The 19,778-nt window shown below is 48.0% G+C and carries 16 protein-coding genes; 14 read left to right on the top strand and 2 right to left on the bottom strand.

Annotated features, from left to right (window positions below):
• The first annotated feature begins 170 nt into the window (after positions 1 to 170).
• The 14 genes from AB1757_14945 to AB1757_14880 all read left to right on the top strand — a co-directional run bounded on the left by AB1757_14945 (position 171) and on the right by AB1757_14880 (position 15,768).
• Complete coding sequence (locus AB1757_14945) at positions 171 to 551, top strand: response regulator (protein MEW6128334.1); 381 nt, start codon at positions 171 to 173, stop codon at positions 549 to 551.
• On the top strand, positions 548 to 1,444 hold the full coding sequence (locus tag AB1757_14940) for an EAL domain-containing protein (GenBank protein ID MEW6128333.1): 897 nt from the start codon (positions 548 to 550) through the stop codon (positions 1,442 to 1,444). The genes AB1757_14945 and AB1757_14940 overlap by 4 nt, the downstream gene beginning before the upstream one ends.
• A gap of 122 nt (positions 1,445 to 1,566) precedes the next feature.
• A complete protein-coding gene (locus tag AB1757_14935) occupies positions 1,567 to 3,498 on the top strand; it encodes a PAS domain-containing protein (GenBank protein ID MEW6128332.1) in 1,932 nt (643 codons plus the stop codon).
• Positions 3,476 to 4,834, top strand: coding sequence for a sigma-54 dependent transcriptional regulator (locus AB1757_14930; protein MEW6128331.1), 1,359 nt, complete (start codon positions 3,476 to 3,478; stop codon positions 4,832 to 4,834). Before AB1757_14935 ends, AB1757_14930 begins: the two co-directional genes overlap by 23 nt.
• A 148-nt stretch (positions 4,835 to 4,982) precedes the next feature.
• A complete protein-coding gene (locus AB1757_14925) occupies positions 4,983 to 6,134 on the top strand; it encodes a DUF4388 domain-containing protein (protein MEW6128330.1) in 1,152 nt (383 codons plus the stop codon).
• Positions 6,135 to 6,224: 90 nt separating this feature from the next.
• The gene (locus tag AB1757_14920; protein ID MEW6128329.1) at positions 6,225 to 6,632 is read left to right on the top strand and encodes a hypothetical protein; all 408 of its coding nucleotides are present in this window, start codon (positions 6,225 to 6,227) and stop codon (positions 6,630 to 6,632) included.
• A gap of 58 nt (positions 6,633 to 6,690) precedes the next feature.
• Positions 6,691 to 7,095, top strand: a complete 405-nt coding sequence (locus tag AB1757_14915; GenBank protein ID MEW6128328.1) for a hypothetical protein — start codon at positions 6,691 to 6,693, stop codon at positions 7,093 to 7,095.
• 148 nt (positions 7,096 to 7,243) lie between these two features.
• Positions 7,244 to 9,094, top strand: coding sequence for a GTPase domain-containing protein (locus AB1757_14910; GenBank protein ID MEW6128327.1), 1,851 nt, complete (start codon positions 7,244 to 7,246; stop codon positions 9,092 to 9,094).
• A gap of 1 nt (position 9,095) precedes the next feature.
• Positions 9,096 to 9,845, top strand: coding sequence for a metallophosphoesterase family protein (locus AB1757_14905; protein ID MEW6128326.1), 750 nt, complete (start codon positions 9,096 to 9,098; stop codon positions 9,843 to 9,845).
• Positions 9,845 to 10,963: a hypothetical protein gene (locus AB1757_14900; protein MEW6128325.1), complete on the top strand. Its 1,119-nt coding sequence runs from the start codon at positions 9,845 to 9,847 to the stop codon at positions 10,961 to 10,963. The genes AB1757_14905 and AB1757_14900 overlap by 1 nt, the downstream gene beginning before the upstream one ends.
• Positions 10,960 to 12,252, top strand: a complete 1,293-nt coding sequence (locus AB1757_14895; GenBank protein ID MEW6128324.1) for an MFS transporter — start codon at positions 10,960 to 10,962, stop codon at positions 12,250 to 12,252. Before AB1757_14900 ends, AB1757_14895 begins: the two co-directional genes overlap by 4 nt.
• Positions 12,253 to 12,510: 258 nt before the next feature.
• On the top strand, positions 12,511 to 13,524 hold the full coding sequence (locus AB1757_14890) for a PDZ domain-containing protein (GenBank protein MEW6128323.1): 1,014 nt from the start codon (positions 12,511 to 12,513) through the stop codon (positions 13,522 to 13,524).
• A gap of 157 nt (positions 13,525 to 13,681) precedes the next feature.
• The gene (locus AB1757_14885; protein MEW6128322.1) at positions 13,682 to 14,710 is read left to right on the top strand and encodes a potassium channel protein; all 1,029 of its coding nucleotides are present in this window, start codon (positions 13,682 to 13,684) and stop codon (positions 14,708 to 14,710) included.
• A gap of 11 nt (positions 14,711 to 14,721) precedes the next feature.
• On the top strand, positions 14,722 to 15,768 hold the full coding sequence (locus AB1757_14880; GenBank protein ID MEW6128321.1) for a glycosyltransferase: 1,047 nt from the start codon (positions 14,722 to 14,724) through the stop codon (positions 15,766 to 15,768).
• Between the two features lie 43 nt (positions 15,769 to 15,811).
• Here AB1757_14880 and AB1757_14875 read toward each other — a convergent pair whose 3' ends face one another.
• Together AB1757_14875 and AB1757_14870 are read right to left on the bottom strand one after the other, a co-directional pair.
• Positions 15,812 to 18,295, bottom strand: coding sequence for an ATP-binding protein (locus tag AB1757_14875; GenBank protein ID MEW6128320.1), 2,484 nt, complete (start codon positions 18,293 to 18,295; stop codon positions 15,812 to 15,814).
• A 92-nt stretch (positions 18,296 to 18,387) separates the two neighbouring features.
• Positions 18,388 to 19,767, bottom strand: coding sequence for a sigma-54 dependent transcriptional regulator (locus AB1757_14870; protein ID MEW6128319.1), 1,380 nt, complete (start codon positions 19,765 to 19,767; stop codon positions 18,388 to 18,390).
• Between the last annotated feature and the right edge of the window lie 11 nt (positions 19,768 to 19,778).

Genomic DNA, 19,778 nt, shown 5'->3' with positions numbered 1-19,778 from the left:
TGGATTCTAGCTATGATTTTGGTTATGGGTGCTTCTTTCAAGGTTTACAAGGAATTAGTCTAAACAGCTTGTGTCTTCAAAATATTCAAGAAATTTCAGCCGGACAAAAGACTGAATAACTAGCGGTTCCGCACAAATCAACTTTTTTCAATTTAAACTAAAGGTGACCTATGGGTTCAAAAAAGGTTTTACTCGTCGATGATGAAGAAGACATTCTATTTTTCCTTCGCGTTTATCTTGAAACCAGAGGATTCGATGTGAATTTTGCAAGTGAACTCGAAGAAGCCGAATCCCTCCTCGCCAATGAATGTTACTCGGTCGTGGTCCTCGATTTACGCCTGACCCGCCTAGACATTTCCAGCGGACTGACGTTAATCAAATTCATTCGCAAGCAATGTCTGGATATCGGCATCATCGTTTTGACGGCATATGGCAGTGAAGAAGTAGAAAAAGAAGCCCGTAGTTTGGGTGCCGATATGTTCCTTCATAAACCGCAACCGCTTTCAGAGATCGACCGACGAATCTCTTCGTTGATGAATGTGGTTTTATGAACGCGAACGGCACCCCCTCAAAACTTGATGCCATCCTCCAGCCCGGCGGAATATCCGTGGTTTTCCAACCGATTTTCCGCTTCACGCCAGTCGGAGGATGCGTTCAGGGACTGGAATGCCTGAGCCGAGGACCGAAAGGCAGCAGTTTTGAAAGGGCGGATATTCTCTTTGATTATGTGCGCAGAAAAAAAGAAGAGCCGCTTGTGGATCGCGCCTGTATAACGGAAGCATTAAACGCGGCTGCCGGATTGGTTACGTGGCAACACCTGTTTCTAAATTTGCACGCGGTCACGCTTGAGCGCCACAGCGACTTTGCTTATTTTCTGGTGGAGCTATCGAGAAAATTCAACATCTCGCTTTCGCGTGTGACATTGGAAATTACCGAACAAGGAACCATCAGGGATTATTCCAAGTTTTTACAAACCTTAAACGCGCTCAGAGAAAGCGGCGTAAGCCTCGCCCTGGATGATGTGGGTAGTGGCTATTCTAATTTCAAAATGATACTTGATTGCAGACCGGATTATATCAAAGCCGATAAACACCTGATCAAGAATTGCTCAACGGATAGACATCGCCGCGTTATCCTTGAATCGCTCGCCTACATTGCACGAGAGTTTCATTCGGAAGTAATCGCTGAGGGAATCGAAAATCTTGCAGATATGGAAAGGGTTCTTGGACTGGGAATCAATATGCTTCAAGGATTCCTGCTCTCCCCACCGATGCGGGGCGCGGAACTGATTGCAAGCGACTTGCTTCATCAGGAATTTATATCTGATTTTAATCATCCTTTTCCCAAACTCGGTTCATATTTAAAAAAGCTGCACACCTATCTGAGAATCAGGAAAGCAGAGAACGGAAAAAGTTATCGATGGATCAGTACATTATTAAAGTAAGCTCGGTGCCCCAATTCCTTGAGGCATCTCCGCAATCTAGACCATAAGACTATTGACCAATTTAATAGATGAATAATCTCTCAGTTAAAGATAAAACAACGGGTAATAAGCTGCTCACGACGATGCGGAAAAAAACTGAGAAAAGAATAGCCAACACCGGCAAGACAGTTGTCTTGCTGGCGATAACCGATGCCTCAATTCGCGAATTGGTACGGCACATTTTTAGTGGAAACACTTTTCATCTGTTTGAGGCTGCCGATGGCAATGACGTCGAATTACTTTTTCGTAGACTTGAACCTGATCTGGTTATCGTCGATTCGCTTATCAAGCCCGCTGATGCCTTATCCATTTGTCAAAGGATTCGATTATTGTCTTCTGGTGAGAAGGCTGCCATTGTGGTTATCGGCACTGAAACGCAAATCGCTCCCAATGATTTTTTGAAGGCAGGCGCGGATGATTTTCTAACCTACCCTTTATTTCCCGCTCTATTACAAAATCGCGCCGACACCATTTTACGAAGCAAGCAATCCGCTTTACGGTTGTCGATAATGGAAACCTTATTCACTCACGCGGGCGAAGCAATGCTTATCGTTGACCGCAGCTTTCGCAACCTGCCAATTATAGAAGTAAATCAGGCATTTGAAACCTTGACCGGATATTCGTCTGCGGATGTGGTTGGACGCAATGAATGGTTCTTCAGCGCCTTTGCAGATGAATCCGTTTTTAAAGGATTAACCGAAAACCATAAACAGATGGTGGCAAAAGTTTATCGAAAAGATGGTTCATCCTTTTGGGGAGATATAAAAATCACCCCGGTCTTGAATTCAAAAAAACCCGTCACCCATCAAGCTGTATTAATATCCGATGTGACGCCACAGGTAGAAGCGGCTGAAATAAAAAACGAGCGTCAACATATTGCCAATCTTACAAAGGAAATGGAGTTGGCATTTAATACGATGAAAGAGCGCCGACGCTTCACCGAAACCATCCTTGATGAGATTACCGCAGGCATCATCACCACCAATCCGCAAGGCTTAATTTCATTCGTCAACCGCATGGCGCTAAGCACCATCGAAGGGACTTCTGCCCAGTCACTCGGAAAGGATGTGCTCGAAGTTTTTGGCAAAAATAAAAAGCTTCAGGAAGCGTTGCTTGCAGCCGAAAAAAGCGGCGAGCAACGCATTGATTTTGAACTGACGACTTCGAGCAGGCGAAAACTCGATATCGGTATGACGATCATTGCGCCCAAAGATGCCCGTCTGCCGGAATTCGGCTACGTGCTTTTATTCAGAGACCTGAGCAGTCGCCACCAGATTGAAATGGAATTGCGCAGAGTTGAGCGGCTAACCGCTCTAGGGCACATGGCATCGGGGTTTGCCCATGAAGTTCGCAATCCGCTTGCCGCGCTGCGGTCGCTTTCGGAAATCCTGATGGCTGAAACCGAACCGACCGATCCCAGGCAGGAATATATTCGCCGGTCGCTTTCTTTACTTCAACGAATCGAACATCTGGTCACCACCTCTCTGCATTTCGGCAAGCCTAAGCTTCCGCGATTACAAATTTGCAATCCGGCTTCGCTAATCGAAAACACCCTCGATATTCTCGCCCCACGATTTAAAGATTATTCAACTACTCCGGTTGTCGAGATGAATGACGATCTGCCATCGGCTTATGTCGATGAAGGACAGATTGTCGAGGTGCTGCTGACGCTCATTGAAAACGCCCTGGATTCAGTCGGCGAGCCGTCACGTATTCGCATCGCGGGTTCCAGCGAACCCGTCGCTTTCAACCTGAAGAAACACGGAGCCAAAATGATTCGCATTGACATCCAGGATGACGGCACGGGGATTGCCGAAGACCTCATCCCCTACGTTTTCGACCCGTTTTTTACAACCAAACCCAAGGGGACAGGTCTTGGGCTTTCAATCGCCCAACGTCTGGTTGAGAGCAATCACGGGCATTTGCTGCTCTCATCTACTCCAGGGGTTGAAACCATTTTTAGTTTATTTTTGCCGGTCTGGGAAAAGGAAGATGAAATCTGTTTTATTGATTGAGGACGACGAAGACCTCGCCTTTGCCTTTAACGCGATTCTATCGCGCTATCATTATGAGGTTCGCGTAGTCGCTGATGCCACATCTGCTCTTGAAGCGGTTTCTCAATCCACTTTCGATTTAGTGCTTCTGGATTTGGGATTGCCCGATGCTGACGGCATGGAAGTGCTCGCCACTTTGAAGGAAGAGGACGCGGTTTGTCCGGTCGTCGTATTGACCGGTCGTGACAATGCCACCAGCGCAGTTAAAGCTTTGCGATTAGGGGCAACCGATTATCTTACCAAGCCGATTACTTCCGAAGTCCTGATTAACGTGGTATCGCGGGCGATTGAGAATTCATCATTGCGGCGATTGCTTGAAGCTATGCAGCGCATGGAGACTGAACGGGCAGCAACGATTGGCGAATCACCCATATGGCGACAGGCAGTGAATGAGATTGAAGCGGCGGCAACTGCGCCACGCACACCGGTGTTACTTACAGGCGAAACCGGAACCGGCAAAGAGGTTTGTTCGCGTTTGCTTCACGGTTTAAGCAAACGCGCTTCAGGATCATTTGTCACCGTCAATGCCGCCTGCTTTCCGCCGACACTTCTTGAGTCAGAGTTATTCGGACACGAAGCCGGGGCTTTTACGGATGCCCGGAACAGCCGTCGAGGATTATTTGAACTCGCTTCCGGCGGAATATTATTTCTTGATGAAGTAGCCGAACTGCCGCGTGAAATCCAAGCCAAACTGTTAAGAGTGCTCGAAGGTCATCCGTTCCGTAGAGTGGGGGGTGAAAGAGAAATTCATTCCGATGTGCGCATCATCTCAGCCACCAACCGCGATTTATCCGAAGAGGTCAAACTGGGGCGGTTCAGAGAAGACCTCTACCATCGCCTTAAAGTCATCGAAATCCATCTCCCTGCTTTGAGAAAGCGGACGGGTGACATCTCGCGTCTGGCGCTGCATTTCGTCGCTAAACTTCGCGGCGAGGTCGGCAAGCCGCATCTGTCAATTTCCCGAGATGCGCTTGAGAAACTGGAACAGTATGCGTGGCCCGGTAATGTTCGTGAGTTAAGAAACGTCATCGAACGCGCGCTGGTGCTGGCTCGCGGTGCGGAAATAAAGGTGTGCGACCTGCCGATAGAAATATCCGGGGCGGTGAAATTTAAACCGAACTTCCCATCCCCTTGCGCAACCCCTTCTCCACTTGAAGCGGTCATCAAGCAGCATATCCTGGCAACTTATAAAAGCACCGGTGAAAATCTCACGCGCGCCGCTTCAATCCTGGCAATGTCGAGAGTCGCTTTGCGGCGACACCTGAGAGAGTATGGAATTAAACCGGTCACATCCTGACCAGTGGTTAGAAACGAACCACCTTTAAAATTTCAATCGCCTTCCTTGCAACAACCTCAAACCACTAAAAAGTAACACCTTAGAATAAGCCGATGGGTTTTGTCTGAGAGAAATGGTTCGGCATATCGAATGCATTCAAGGCAAACCTATGAAAGGTCGAGTGGTCATGGTAGATGATGAGGAACACTTGGTTTGGACAATATCCAGGCAATTCGTCCGTGAAAGTCCGGATATCGAATTCGAGGGGTTCGTTGACCCGGTTGAGGCGCTCGCTCGAATCCGACAGTCGCCACCCAATCTCTTGGTCACAGACGTTCGGATGCCACGGATGAACGGCTTGGAACTCGCTTTAAAAGCGCGTGAAGTGGTTGCCAATCTGCCGATCATCATCATCACCGCTTACAACACCCCGGAAGTGCGACAAGAGGTGATGCGGCGCGGCGCCATAGAGTATTTGGAAAAACCATTTGACTTTGAAGTGTTTCTCGCGGCGATTAATCGGGCGCTGGCAAAACATCAAGGATTTTCAGGCTCAATTTCGTTGCCAATGCTTCCCGACCTGGTACAAATCTACGCGCTGGCAAATGCCACCGGGGCGCTTGAGATCACCAGAGGTTCTGAATCCGGCATGATTTGGTTTGAGCGTGGCAACGTTGTCCATGCTGAGTGTCAAAACCGATGCGGCGAAGAAGCCTTTTACAATCTGCTCACCTGGGAAGGCGGTCAATTCAAAATGAATGCTGGCGAGGTATCGACGGAACGAAGCATTACCCTGGGTTGGCAGGAACTCCTCATGGAAGGGTGTCGGTTACTGGATGAAAAACTTGAAGAGGATTGGGAATCCGAAAATGAAGATGAACCGGCGGCAAATCATCCGAATAGCGGGGTCAATCAAGAAACGGTAAGCACAGCCTGTAAAGAGATTCTCACTCGCGTTGATGGGTCGGTGATCTGTGGGATTGTCAATCTCGAAACCGGTCAGTTGATGGGAATTCATAACACCCTGCCGTTCACCGAAAACCTCAATCAACTCTTTGCTGTAGCCGCTGTTGATTTATTCAGAGGCACACGGATCAGCCAAATTGAACAGATGACCCGTGCGCATCGAGGCGTGAAAGAAGATGGAAAACATTATTTTGAGGAGATTCATATCATCTCCAAACATCATTTCCACTTCGCCAAAACCATCTGCAACGGGCGTGCAGTCATTATTCTGGTGACCAAAAAAACCACCTATATCGGCAGAGGTTGGGCGCAATTGAAATCGGTGTTGCCGCTTCTTGAGCCGCTAATCATTTAATTCATTGGCGCATTTATTTTGGTTTTTAGTCTGCCCCTCAGATAAGCAATCGCTTTTCAAAACAAAGTAAAAAAAGGAAGGAAACTCAATATGGGTAAGATTGATGACGCATGTAAAAGTGTCGTAGATAAAGTTGACGGCGCGGTGGCTTGTGGAGTGGTTGACCTCGATACCGGGATGTTGCTCGGAATCCATAATTCTTCGCAATACACTCAAACGCTAAATGAAGTTGTGGCAGCCGCAACGATGGATATGTTTCGCGGTTCCAATATCGGGCGCATTGAACAAATGGTGCGGGCGCATCGTGGGATTTCGGAAAACGGCCAGCATTATTTTGAAGAAGTCCATATCACCTCCATCCATAATTATCATTTTGCCAAGACGCTAAAAGGTGGCAAAGCGGTAATCATGCTGGTGACCAAAAAGACCACCAATATCGGGATGGGTTGGGCACAACTGAAATCAGTTATGCCGGATATTGAACCGCTGGTTCCTTAATTGATAAGGGGAATATCTTGCCCCACAGCCATTTGTTCAATCTGATAAAGGAGACAACATGAGTTTAGATGCTGAACTTGCAAATTTGCAGAAAAACGTTCCGGAGTGTGTTGCCGCCGGTTTTGTTGATATGAAAACCGGGATGCTGCTGGGAATCAAAACCGTAGATAGTCATCCGCAGGAAGTCCTTGATCTGGTTGCCGCAGCAACCGGCGATCTCTTTCAGGGCAACAACGTCACCACCGTTGAACGGTTGTTTAAACAACAGCGCGGAATTCGCGATGATGGGCACCATTATTTTCAGGAAATCATTGTCCTATCTGACAACCTGATTCATGTCTTTCAACGAGCCAAACGCAATGAGGATATGGTTTTGGTGACGGTCTGCCGCGCGAGCGCCAATCTCGGGATGGTGATAACCAAAGCTCGCGGCAGCATGGCAGCAGTTGAAGCTGCAGCCTGAACCTCGACAGCCTCACCCTTCACGAGGGGCACTGCAAAATTCCTGCTCGTTCAAGTGTCCTTCGTGGAGTGAGTCACTACCGACCGCTAATGTTTATCAGCCCCTTTACTTTTGTCTCAATGATTTCAAATAAGCGGGAGCACTTTGCATGGCAATTTTTGATCGCGACCAACAGAAGGTTATTGTCAGAGTGGTTTATGATGGCCCGGGAAAAGCTGGGAAAACCACGAACCTTCAGCAACTCTGCAAATTTTTTACCAAGATGCGTCGCAGTGAATTGTACGTCCCGGAAGAGATGGGCGGAAGAACGCTTTTCTTTGATTGGCTTCAGGTGGAAGGCGGGGTTGTTGGCGGATACGGGTTGCGTTGTCAACTGTTGACGGTTCCCGGTCAGCAAATCTTCAACGAACGACGCAAATATCTTTTGCAGACTGCCGATGTCGTGGTCTTCGTCTGCGATTCAACTCCGAGCGAACTTGAAAACAATCAACAAGCGATTCACAACCTGCTCACCATTATCGGCAGCGATATACCACTGGTTGTCCAGGCTAATAAACAGGATTTAGTCGATTCACTTCCAGCCAATGAATTGCTAAACCAATTGGGGCTTGAAGAAACCACATCAATCGTGTCAGCTTGCGCCCAAGAAGGCATCGGGGTGCGTGAGACCGTGGTGCTTGCCATCAGAGCGGCAGCTACCCTGACGCAGCAAACCATCCTTGAACACGGATTGGAAAGCATTGTGGGGATTTCCGAAACCAAAGATCAACTTTATAGCCAGATGGTCGAATGCGATGTTTTATACAATGGGTTTAAGCAACCGGTGATAGAAGAACAAACGCCCGCTCAACCAATTTCGCTAAACGATGAACACGAGATTGAATCAAGCGTAACACTCGCAACGGAGTGCGAAACGCCTGACCAATTGAACCATGAGCAAGAAAGCGCCGAGGGTTGCGAGAATACTGCGCAAGAAAGCGACGAAGGTTGCGAGAATACTGCGCAAGAAAGCGAGCCGGTAGAAATAATCGACTCTCAATCTGTTTTGCCGGTAGTCGAAACCAGCAGTTTTGTTCAAGCCAGCGAATGGTCTGCAACACTTTTAGACCCGACTATCATCAGGGAAAATCTGGAAAACCTGACGCCCGAATTTCATCCGCAATTCACATCTTATCCCACCGTTCACTGGCCCCCGTTGCCAACCGGTGAAGTGCCGAGCGGGTTCATCTGGCCCGCATCCGGTCGGGAAATTTTGCGAGAGTTGGCGACGGAAATACCGTCATTGAGGGACGACCTTATCTCTCAACGCGGGCATCTTGATGGCAGCGGCAAATCGGATGTTTTTATTTTTCAAGCCGGTCAATGGTGTTTGAAGACCTCATCAAGAAGAGGTTTCAAATCGAGCGATGCAGCTCGCAGCGCTTTACTGCATCTCGCCAGAGCGAAACTCTCTCTCCATCACTTTGCGCTTGGCGATACTGTGGTCTCCATTCAACCGGATAATAACCAAACCTATTGGCTGTGGACGGTGGCTCCCTGGGTGGTCACTCTGAGAGCCGAGATGAACGAAGCCTGCGAAGAAAACGATGAAGACGCGCTGGCTGCGGCGCTGGTTAAATATGCCGATGCGATTGTCGATTCGCTGCTTCTGGCTGCACGCAGAAATATCGCCCTTGATGTTCATCCTAGTAACTTCGCCATCATTGATGGACAAGTTGTTTATCTCGACGATGACATCGTTGAAGGAAATTATCTTCCTTCGATTGGTTACGCCATGCTGCATCGCGTTGAGGAATACGCCCAATACGATAGAGCCATTTATGCCTATGTCGAAGCCCTCGGCGGGCTGCTCCAATCTCGTATATCAGGGCAGGACGTTGAAGCCCTTGATTTGGAGCGCGCCATTGAACAGGTACTGGTGCGAACCGACACGGCAAAACTTGCCCGCCGTCGGCTGGCAAAAACGATTTCACACGGTCAGTACCAAGGGAATTCGTGAGATGAGAATCGCCATCTTAGCTGACGTTCACGCAAACCTAAGCGCGCTTGAAACGGTGTTTGACGCCATCAGTCATTTGGGCATCGACCGAATGGTCTGTCTTGGTGATTTGGTTGGTTATAATGCGGAACCTGCGCAATGCATTCACCTGATTCGGACTCGATGTCAGATCGTCGTCGCCGGAAATCATGACCATGACGTTGCGGGGATTTCCCAAGCCCCTGGCACTCATTCCACAGCCCACTTAATCCAAGCCTGGACACGCAGCCAACTCTCATCCGATGACCGTGCTTATTTGGCGAATCTGCCCAACCGCATCATTGACCCTGAAGGGTTCGTTGCTGTGCATGGATGTTATCTCAATGACACGCATATAACCGGTTATGTAACCGGAACCATGTTGGAAGCTAATCTCAACGCCATTCTTGCAAGAGAAGGCTGGCCGCATATCGGGTTATGCGGTCACACTCATACGCCGATGGTCGGGTGGTTGGATCAGGGAAAAATTGTCGAATGCAAACCTGACAAAACGCTGAATTGGCCTGCATCGGCACGGGCTGTGCTCATCAATCCCGGTTCGGTTGGACAACCGCGCGACGGCGACTCGCGCGCGGCATTTGCAATTATTGATATTGCCGCCCGCCAGGTGGAAATTCATCGAGTCGCCTATGACATCGAAGCTACCGCAAAATCTATCGCAAATGCCTGTTTGCCCGGTACGCTGGCTGAGCGATTGAGAGAGGGACGATAATGTTTCAGCACACAAAATTGTATGAGATTTGTAATGGTGAAATTGAAGGACCGGAGGGCTTGATCTGTGGTGCGATAAATTGGCAGGTGCAAAACCGGGCTACGACAGTCATTCTCGGTCCGGGAGGAACTGGCAAAAGCTCTTTGTTGAAAGCCTTGAGCGGCGAAACCGTCAAGCTGAGGTGGAAGCTTTGGGGAGATTGGTATTATAAATCAATCGATTTTCAGCAAATGCCACTTAATCATCTCCTAACCTGTGACATCTTCCGGCTCCGCCAATTAAAGTCAGCCAATTTCGTTGCCACTCCCTCACTTACCGGGCAATTCCAAAGAAATTGGGACAGCGTATTTCAATCCGGGGCGAAAACTCTACTGTTGGATGAACCGACGGTTGGAGAGACGGCGGAAAGCATTGCAGAATTGGTTAATCGCATAAACCATCATAAAACCCAGGGCGCTGCTGTTGTGGTCACGCATCATCTCGATTTCGCCCGCTCAATAGCCGATGATGTAGCATTTCTATATGGTAAACATTTGCTCATTAGTGCTGATGCTGACACCTTTTTCAATCATCCACCTAATGAGCTAATCGCGCGATTTCTCGAACAGGGCAACTGTTCATATCCCCCACCAAATCCGCCATTGCCGTCGCATTTCAATTGGCTCATTCGTCACCAGCTTGCCGGGATGGGTCGCCCCGGATTGCTTGGTGATGCGGATGAAGACCTGACAGCGATTGCACAGTCCGGCATCAAACTCGTGGTATCGCTTACCGAAGAGCCATTTCCACTTCCCCAGCTCAAATCATTTGGGATGAGGGGAAGACATTTCCCCATCAAAGACATGGGAATTCCAGCCATCAGTCCGGCGGCTAGGCTTTGCCGGGATATTGAAAAGGTCATCGCTAATGGAGAAGGCGTCGCGTTGCATTGCCAAGCCGGCATGGGGCGCACCGGGACGATGCTAGCCGCCTATCTGGTATGGATTGGCTATGCACCTGAAAAGGCTATTGAGCAGGTTCGCTCAGTGGCTCGTGGATATATACAGAATCGCTCCCAGGAAGCATTCATTAGACGTTTTGCTGAACAAACCTCAACCCAGGGAAGGAAGCAATTGTGAAAGCGCATTTTGAAAATCTCTCAGACCCCAAACCCTCATCTGCGCAAAACCTGATGCCACTGGCAATCACGATTTTCTTCCAGATGCTTCCGGCTACGCTGGTGGCTCCGGCTATTCGCCCATTATTTGCTCAGTATCATGCAAGCAACGAAGGCGCAATGCATGCATTTATGGGAATCAATATGCTCGGCGCTGCCATCGCTGCTCCATTGATGAGTATGTGGTTTATCAAAGGGGGTAGCCCTCGTAAAATCCTGGCGGTTCTTACATTGAGCGATGCCCTTTTATTACTGGCTGTGGCTTGTCCGATTTCGACAACTGTAGTTCTATTCCTGAGATTTCTTGAAGGTGCAACGCACGTTGGTGCAGCAACCATACTACTGGCACAAGCATCGACGGTCAGCCACCGGCACAGTGGTGGACGCATCATGGGAATTGCCGGTGCCGCAATTATCTCAGCCGTTGCTTTGGGCAACGCTATCGGCGGACTCACAACAACCATCGACCCGCGAGTTCCCTTCTGGCTCGGCAGCGTCATCCTTGCTTCGATTGGCGTCGCTTCGATGATGTCGAACAAGCGATTCGGTGCATCACAGCACTCGTTCAAAACTTCGCCATTCTCGGTATTAAAAAAACGCCGGGCGCTTATCGTGCCGATTTGTGCAGCGTTTATCGAACGATTTACCGTGGGTTGTATCATCGTCACCTTCTCGCTGTTTGCCCATCGCGCTTACGAAATGAGTGACCGCAATATTGGTTTATTATTTGCGCTTCTCACCTTCACGTTCGCTTTATCGATGTATCCCATCGGACATTGGTCTGATCGCCTCGCCCGTTCGCTCATCCTGGTGACCGGTGGAGCAATTTACGCTGTGGCGCTCGCTTTACTCGGTCATGTATCGCCCGCACTGCTACCCATAGTTATGATTGCCGCCGGTGCAGCCTCTTCGATGATTTATGCGCCGACACTGGCGTATGCTTCAGAACTGGCAGTGCCGGAAGAGCGCACTCAGGTGATGGCGCTGGTGAATTCCGCAGGATGTTTGGGGATGTTGTTGGGTCCGATGATGGCTGGCATTCTCTCTGTGGTTTTGCGAACCGCCGAAGACCCATTGCGAGGCTATCGCGGAGTCTTTCTCTTTGCTGCGCTTTCAGTCATTGTCTGGTTAATTGCCAGCGCCAGATGGTTGGTCGAGAGGTTAAGGCAGGAGCAACCCCAACTGGAATGCCCTTGGAAAAAAATAACCGCTCAAACAAAACCTTTGGCAGAGAAAACCAGCATAAACTGAGCGCCTTATGCCGAAACCGCTGTCGCCTTGGGAGTGACGGCAAAACGGTCAACCCCAATCGAGAAAACAGCCTTTGACCGTGATGATTTATGAATCCCATCGGCTGCACATACCAGGCATTTCTTTATCCCTCTGAAATTGGCAACTGCGATTCGCGCGATCAGACTTTTCTTTATATACTTTTGGAACTTTTTGTTGATTCAGGCGTGCCCTAAGTTGAAATAAACCTGAAACCCAATCTCTTATCGGAGGATGAAAATGGAAAAAAGGCATTACCTTATTTTCTCAGTTCTCGTATTGCTTTTTGCCAACAGTGCATTCGCTCAGGATGCTTCGGGTAATAAAGAAAATTCTCAAAATAAAGACAAAAAATCGGAATGGGTTGCGCCGATTGATTCCGTCCCCTTTACCTTGAATCTGGGTAACGATGCCTATTTGGGGGTTTATCTGGAAGAGGTGACTGCCGAAAAGATGAAAGAGTTGAATCTTAAAGAGGAACGTGGGGCGGTTATTTCAAAGGTTATCGAAGGCAGTCCTGCTGAAAAAGCCGGACTCAAAGCCAAAGACGTAATCATTTCTTTCAACTCTCGTCGCGTCGACTCGGTTCGGGAATTGCAACGATTGCTGGGCGACATACCCGCCGGGCGCACTGTCACCTTTGAAATTATTCGCGATGGCTCGACCGAAAATATCGCAGCGACTCTCGGAAAACGCTCGGCAAATTTTGGTTTATTTGAAGGCAAACTCGACAATCTTAAAGGTCTGGAAAGCAATCGTCAGTTAACTCAGGAACTCACGGAAAAATTCAAACAGCAGAGTGAGGAAATGGCGAAACGTTCCAAAGAATTTCAAGGGCGACCATTTGTTGCCCCGCGTGAGTTCGGCAAATTAAATTTCGATTTTAACGGTCGCGCCTTTTTCGGCGGTTCCCGTTTAGGAATTGCCGTTGAAACCATGACCGACCAATTGGCTGAATATTTCGGCGTAAAAGGTGGCAAAGGGATTTTAGTAACCGAAGTCACGGAAAACAGCCCGGCGGCAAAAGCCGGATTAAAAGCCGGGGATGTAATCATTGAAATTGATAACAAAAAGGTAGACGGGTTGGACGACCTCTTCGGTTCCCTTTCGCAAAAAAGCGAAGGGCAGATTGAAATGAAAGTGATTCGCAAAGGCGAAGAAAAGAAAGTTTCCGTAACCCTGGAAAAACGCGAATTTCGTCCGATACAGAAACGCCGGGCTGCCGTCTTTTCACAAATAACCGACATCATTTAATCAGTTCTCTTCACAACCGCTCTTCAAAAGCCTCTCACTTTAACGTTCGGTGAGAGGCTTTCTTTTTTTCACCGCAACCGATTTGCTGACGAGTAAATGAAGAATTTTGCTTTTTAACCTTTTTCTTTTAACATAAAGCTTCATCAATTTTTCATTTATGTTATCAAGGCAAAGGTTACTCATTGCACTGGGCGCAGTCATCGTTTTACTCGCAACCGGAACGATTGGCTACAAAATCATTCTTGGCATTTCCTGGTTTCAATGTTTCTATTTCACCCTGATTACCTTAACCAGCATCGGATACAGTGAACCGGTTGAGATGACCCAATCCGCCCGTTACTTCAACTCCGGTTTAATCATTTTGGGAGTCAGCACAATCGGTTATGCGCTGACCATGGTTGCCCAATACGTTGTTCAATTCGAATTAATCTCGACCTTTGGAAAAAGAAAAATGTATAAAGACATCAACAGTCTGAAAGACCACTTTATCGTGTGTGGCGCGGGGCGCATCGGCTCAGGCATTATTCGTGAAATTGCCCGACGGGGCGAAGATTTTGTCGTTATCGAACAAAATGAAATTCTAGCTGATAGATTACTGGCGCAAGGTTATCTAGTGTTGATGGGCGACTCGACTACGGAAGAGGTTTTACGCGCTGCCGGCATCGACCGCGCACGCGGGTTGGTGTGTGCGGTTTCATCTGACCCCGACAACCTCTACATTACCTTGACCGCCCGTGACATCAATAAAGATGTCTATATCGTGGCTCGCGCCAATGCCGAAGATGCCATCAATCGCTTAATCAAGGCTGGAGCCAACAAAGTGGTTTCACCTTCGATAACCGGCGCGCATCAAATGTCCCAAATGTTATTGCGTCCGGCAGTTGCCGATTTCATTGAACTGGCAACCATGACCGAACAACTGGATTTGGAAATTGAACAAATCGAGATACGGGTTGGCTCGCCGTTCATCAATTGTCTTTTAAAAGATACAGGCATTCGCGCAGATGCTAACGTTATCGTCATTGCCATCAAACGCCAAAATGGACAGATGCTTTTTAATCCTTCGGCAGATACCTTGATTAAAGAAGGTGACGCGCTAATCGCAATGGGCGGACACAAAAATCTGGAAACGCTTGAGAAAATGGCGAATCCCAAACATAAACATATAACCCGTCACCGCCATTAAAGCGAATCCTTATGAACACCGCCGTCAGTTTCGTTATTCCAACCTGGAATGGACTCTCTCTTCTGCAAACTTTCCTGCCTTCGGTTATTGAAGCCGCGCGTTTTTATATCGCAGAAACAAAGTCGAATGTTGAAATTCTGGTTGTCGATGATGGCGGTCAGGATGCAACGATTGACTGGTTAAGCGAACAGAAAAAAAATACTCATGATGTTGAAATCAATTTTGTGCGCAATGAGACGAATCTGGGGTTCAGTTTGACTTGCAACAAAGGCGTAGCCCAAGCCAGACACCGATTAATCTTTTTACTGAATAATGATGTCAAAGTTGACCTTGATGCCATTGCACCGTTGGTTGAACACTTTACCGATGATTCAGTTTTTGCCGTTCATTGCCGAACCTACGAACTTGAAAGCGGCAGGGAATGTGGGGTTGGAAAAATCGGCGACTTCAAACGTGGCTTCATCAGGGTTCATCAAAGCTACAGCGTTGTTAATCCTCAGAATGAAAATTCGGTCGTTGAATTGAAAGGTGAAATCCACGCGGCGGCTCCATCAAAATTCAACTATTCAATGTTTGCCGGTGGCGGGGCGGCGATGTTTGATCGCCATAAATTTTTATCACTGGGCGGATTTGAACATCTGCTATCGCCGTTTTATTGGGAGGATGTCGAATTAAGCTATCGCGCCTGGAAACGTGGATTCATTATCTTATACGAACCCGACTCAAAGGTTTATCATCGGATTTCTTCAACCATCAGCAAACTCAATCGCCGAAAGGTTCGGCTTATCGAACAAAGAAATCGCCTCATTTATCATTGGATTCATTTGCATGACCCTAAAATGTTGCTTTCCCACATCGCCTGGGTTTGGTTATTAGCGGTAACTGCGCCAATAAGATTTAAACCTGGTTTTCTCTTTGCAACCGTTGAAGCGTTAAAAAAATTGCCGGAGATAAACGAGCGTCGAAGGGTGGAAAAACAACAGGCGCAAAGAAGCGACCGGAAGCTATATGCCTTGTTCAGAGATTTGCAGCGGCGAAATGATATTGCGGTTTTTTGATGACCCCGCAAAATTGCAAACCGATTAACGGTTTACCGGTAAACTATTCCAATGAAGGGAGAATGATTTCAAAGGTCGTGCCTTTTCCGACTTCACTGTCGAAACTGATGGTGCCGTTGTGCAACTGAATTGCCCGGAAAGCCTGTGCCAAGCCGATGCCGGTTCCGCCCTGTTTGGTGGTGTAGTAGAGATTAAAGATGCGTTCACGCGCTTCAACCGGTATGCCAATCCCACGGTCTTTTACCAGAATGCAGACCTTCTCTTCATCATAGGGCAGGGTTTTAATTTCCAGCAGCCCGCCCTTGGGCATCGCCTGACAGCCATTCAAAATTACATTGAGCATCGCTTGTTTCAGTAAATCCGAATCGCCTTTGATCATTAATTTTCCCGGTGAAAGTTGTTTATTGATGGTGACGCCTCTTTCGGCGGCTTCCATTGAAGCAAGCGCCACCACCTGATTAATGATGAGATTAATATCGAGCGGTTCGAGGCGGATTTCAACCGGGCGGGTGAAATTCAAAAAGGTTTGCACGACCCTATCCAGCCGCTTGATTTCCGAATCGAGAATTTCCAACTGCGGTTTGGTATCGTGAGTTCCGGTTTCAATTTTGGAGCGCAGAATTTCTAAATGAATGACCATCGCATTGAGCGGGTTCTTCACTTCGTGGGCAATGCCCGAAGTGATGCGCCCCAAATCGGCTAACTTTTTCGATAAATCCCATTGCGATTCAAATTTCTGATAAGACTCATAATCACGAAGCCCCACGAGCACGCCAACCGGACTTCCCGCATCTTCGATATATTGCACGGAAGCCAGAACCTGTCGCTGTGCCGGATCGTCCGGGGCTTTAATGGTAGTTCGGGCAATCGAACGCCGTTCATTCAGAGAGCGTTCAACTAAACCGACCAACGGGTGACGCGCGCCTAATGATTCATCAATCGGCAATCCCGTGAGTTCGACATCTTTTACGCCCAATAAACGCTCGGCATCAGGGCTTGCCAAAATCACCCGACCTTCACGATTAATCAAAATCAAGCGGTCTTCCAGGTGATTGACCACCTGGCGCAATCGCCCGCGCATGATTTCCAATTCTTCGCGTTCTCCGGCAAGCCTTGCGCCCAATTGTTTCAACCGCGCGGTCACCCCTGTAACGACATCATCGTGCGGCATATTTTTCGCGTGAAAATCCTCGCTGGGATTTTCCTGTGACCCGAGTTTTTCGATACTGCTGGAAATCACTTCAAGCGGGCGTAGTAAGGTGTTTGCCGAAATCGTCGCAATAATTCCGGTGGCGACAATCGCCAACAGTCCGATTAATAAATTGGTTTTAATCGGTTCAAATAATTCATTCCGAATCTGGAGCGAAGAAACGCCGATATGCAATAGCCCCAAATCAAATGGTTCACCGGTATTGGGGTTGTCCACGGTTACCGGCTTGTTGAATTGATAAATTGGTTGTTTGCCGAAAACGTGAATTAATTGCTGATAAGCATTTTCTTTCACAAAACCGGATAAATCCGGTCGCACTTCATTGGCGTCGCCAATTGCATGGGCGTTAATTAGCAGGGCATCTCGACCTTCGACATCATTGATAAATCGCCCTTCATTATCCGTCAGGTAAAGGTAGGCAATGGGTCTGGTGTTGATTAAGGTAGAAACCATCAAGCCACGTGTACTGGTGTTTTCTCCGGCAAGCATGGCATAAGGGTCGCCGAAATCATTCAGGGAGTTTCGATTCAGGTCTTGTTGAATCGCCGCTTTAATTTGATTCGCCAGTTGTTCGGCTTCTTTATAGTTGCGATTAATGATCACCTTGGTCATGCTGGCGATATTTGCCACGGTGATAATCAGGGTGATAACGGCGACAAATAAGGTGAGCAGGGCGATTTGTCGGGCGCGCACGCCGAATCTCGGCAAAATTTGATTGGGGCGGGACCTGCCAACCATAGCGGCAACCGAGAAGGAACTGCCTTCTCTTTTTGGGGTTTCCTTAGCAGCCTCTTCCGGTGAAGGTTGTTCGATAACTACATCCATAAACTCTAAACATCGCAACCGAGTAACAATGGATTGCCAAACCGATTGAGTGTCAATAAAAGATAAAACCTCAAAAAGTGAGGTTGCATCCATCAACGGATTAACCTGTCCTTTGTCATTGAACAGGGTTGCAAGATTGGTGGTAATGACCTGCCCGACATACGAAATTTTATCATCATTGAAAATTTCTATGTTATTACGACAAACCCAAACAGCCTGTTGTAAATGAAAATCACATGGACAAGAGAGCCATTCATCAATTGCATCTCTTACCAGATGAATTTGCGGTACATCCCAAAAGGGTTCCTCTAAAAACCTGTCGAGAATCCCAATATAAATGGCAACCCAGGTGATTGCTGGAAATTCCTGCAACTGGCTGAGCGCATCAACCAATTCACTTTCCGTAGCAGGTTGCTCTTCAATGTACGCGCAAAGCTGTTTATATTCCTGCAAAGAAAGGGGGGCGAATTTTTTCGATCTTTGTGCAGGCACCGTTTCCTCAACCGATTGTCCTATCATGGGCCTCAGCTAATCTGAAAGATCGTAAAAACTCGGTGAGGTCAAGTTTTCATTTTTTAGTAACGCTAATCTAATTGTTCTTCATTTGCGACTTTATACGCTTTTAATTTGTTGTGCAACGTTTTCAAACTGATTTTTAAGGTCTCGGCGGTTCGCGTTTTATTGTAATCGGTTCGCGCCAGGGTACTGAGAATCACCTTGCGTTCAACATCATCAAGCGGCATCCCTACAGGAATCATCACAAAATCGGTAACCGGTTCGGCATCGGGGCTGACGATATGTTGCGGCAAATGGCTTTTTTCAATGTAATCCCCTTTACAGATAATCACCGCGCGTTCAATGACGTTTCTCAGTTCGCGAACATTTCCGGGCCATTTATATCCGGTTAGAACATCCATCGCTTCGGGTTTAATCAACTGCGCCGATTTGTTATGTCGCCGGCTCATCTCATCAACCATGTGTTGAGCGAGCATCGGCACATCATCAACACGGTCGCGCAAAGGCGGCAGGTGAATGTTGATGACGTTTAATCTGTAAAGCAAATCTTCTCTGAGGGTGTTGGATTGAACCGCTTTGAACGGGTCTTTATTGGTAGCCGCAATCACCCTGACATCGACACTGATTTCTTTTGCGCCGCCCAGTCTGCGAACCTTGCGGTCTTCGAGAACCCGCAATAATTTTGCCTGCAAGAGAAATGGCATCTCGGCAATTTCATCGAGCAACAAGGTGCCGCCATTTGCCAGTTCAAAACAACCGATGCGGCGTTCTGCGGCTCCGGTAAACGCGCCGCGTTCGTGACCGAACAATTCCGACTCCATCAAGGTTTCGGGAACCGCAGCGCAATTGATGGCGACGAACGGTTGTCCGACGCGCTGACTCAATTTATGAATGGTTCGCGCCACCATCTCCTTGCCGGTGCCGGATTCCCCGGTGATTAAAACCGACACCGAACTGGGCGCGACCTGTTCAATCAAATAATAGACTTCGCGCATCGCATCGGAATTGCCAACCAAATCCCCGAAAGCGCCATATTCGCGGAGTTGCCGCCGCAAAATTTCATTTTCGCGGCGCGTTCCGCCATATTCTGCGGCTTTCTTTAAAACCAGTTGCAGGCGGCGCATATCAATGGGTTTTTCAAAATAATAAAATGCCCCTTCATCTTTTACCGAACGAATCGCCGCATCAATTGATGCCTGACCGGTGAGTAAAATAACCGAGGTTTCGGGATAGGTTTCTTTGACATGATGTAAGAGTTGAAAGCCATCAAGATTGGGCATAATCACATCCGAGATAACCACCGTAGGGAGAAATTCCTCCATCCGGTCTAAGGCTTCTCGACCATCTGCAGCCATTTCGGCTTCGTACCCCCAACTGCTGACCAATTCCTTTAAACCCTGTCGCGCCGACTCTTCATCATCGACGATTAGCACACGTTGATTCATCATATCGTTATCAT

It is taken from the genome of Acidobacteriota bacterium, assembly GCA_040754075.1.
GTDB lineage: Bacteria > Acidobacteriota > Blastocatellia > UBA7656 > UBA7656 > JBFMDH01.
Note: the sequence above shows the minus strand (reverse complement) of the source record. Positions and strands in the feature narration are given on the sequence as shown.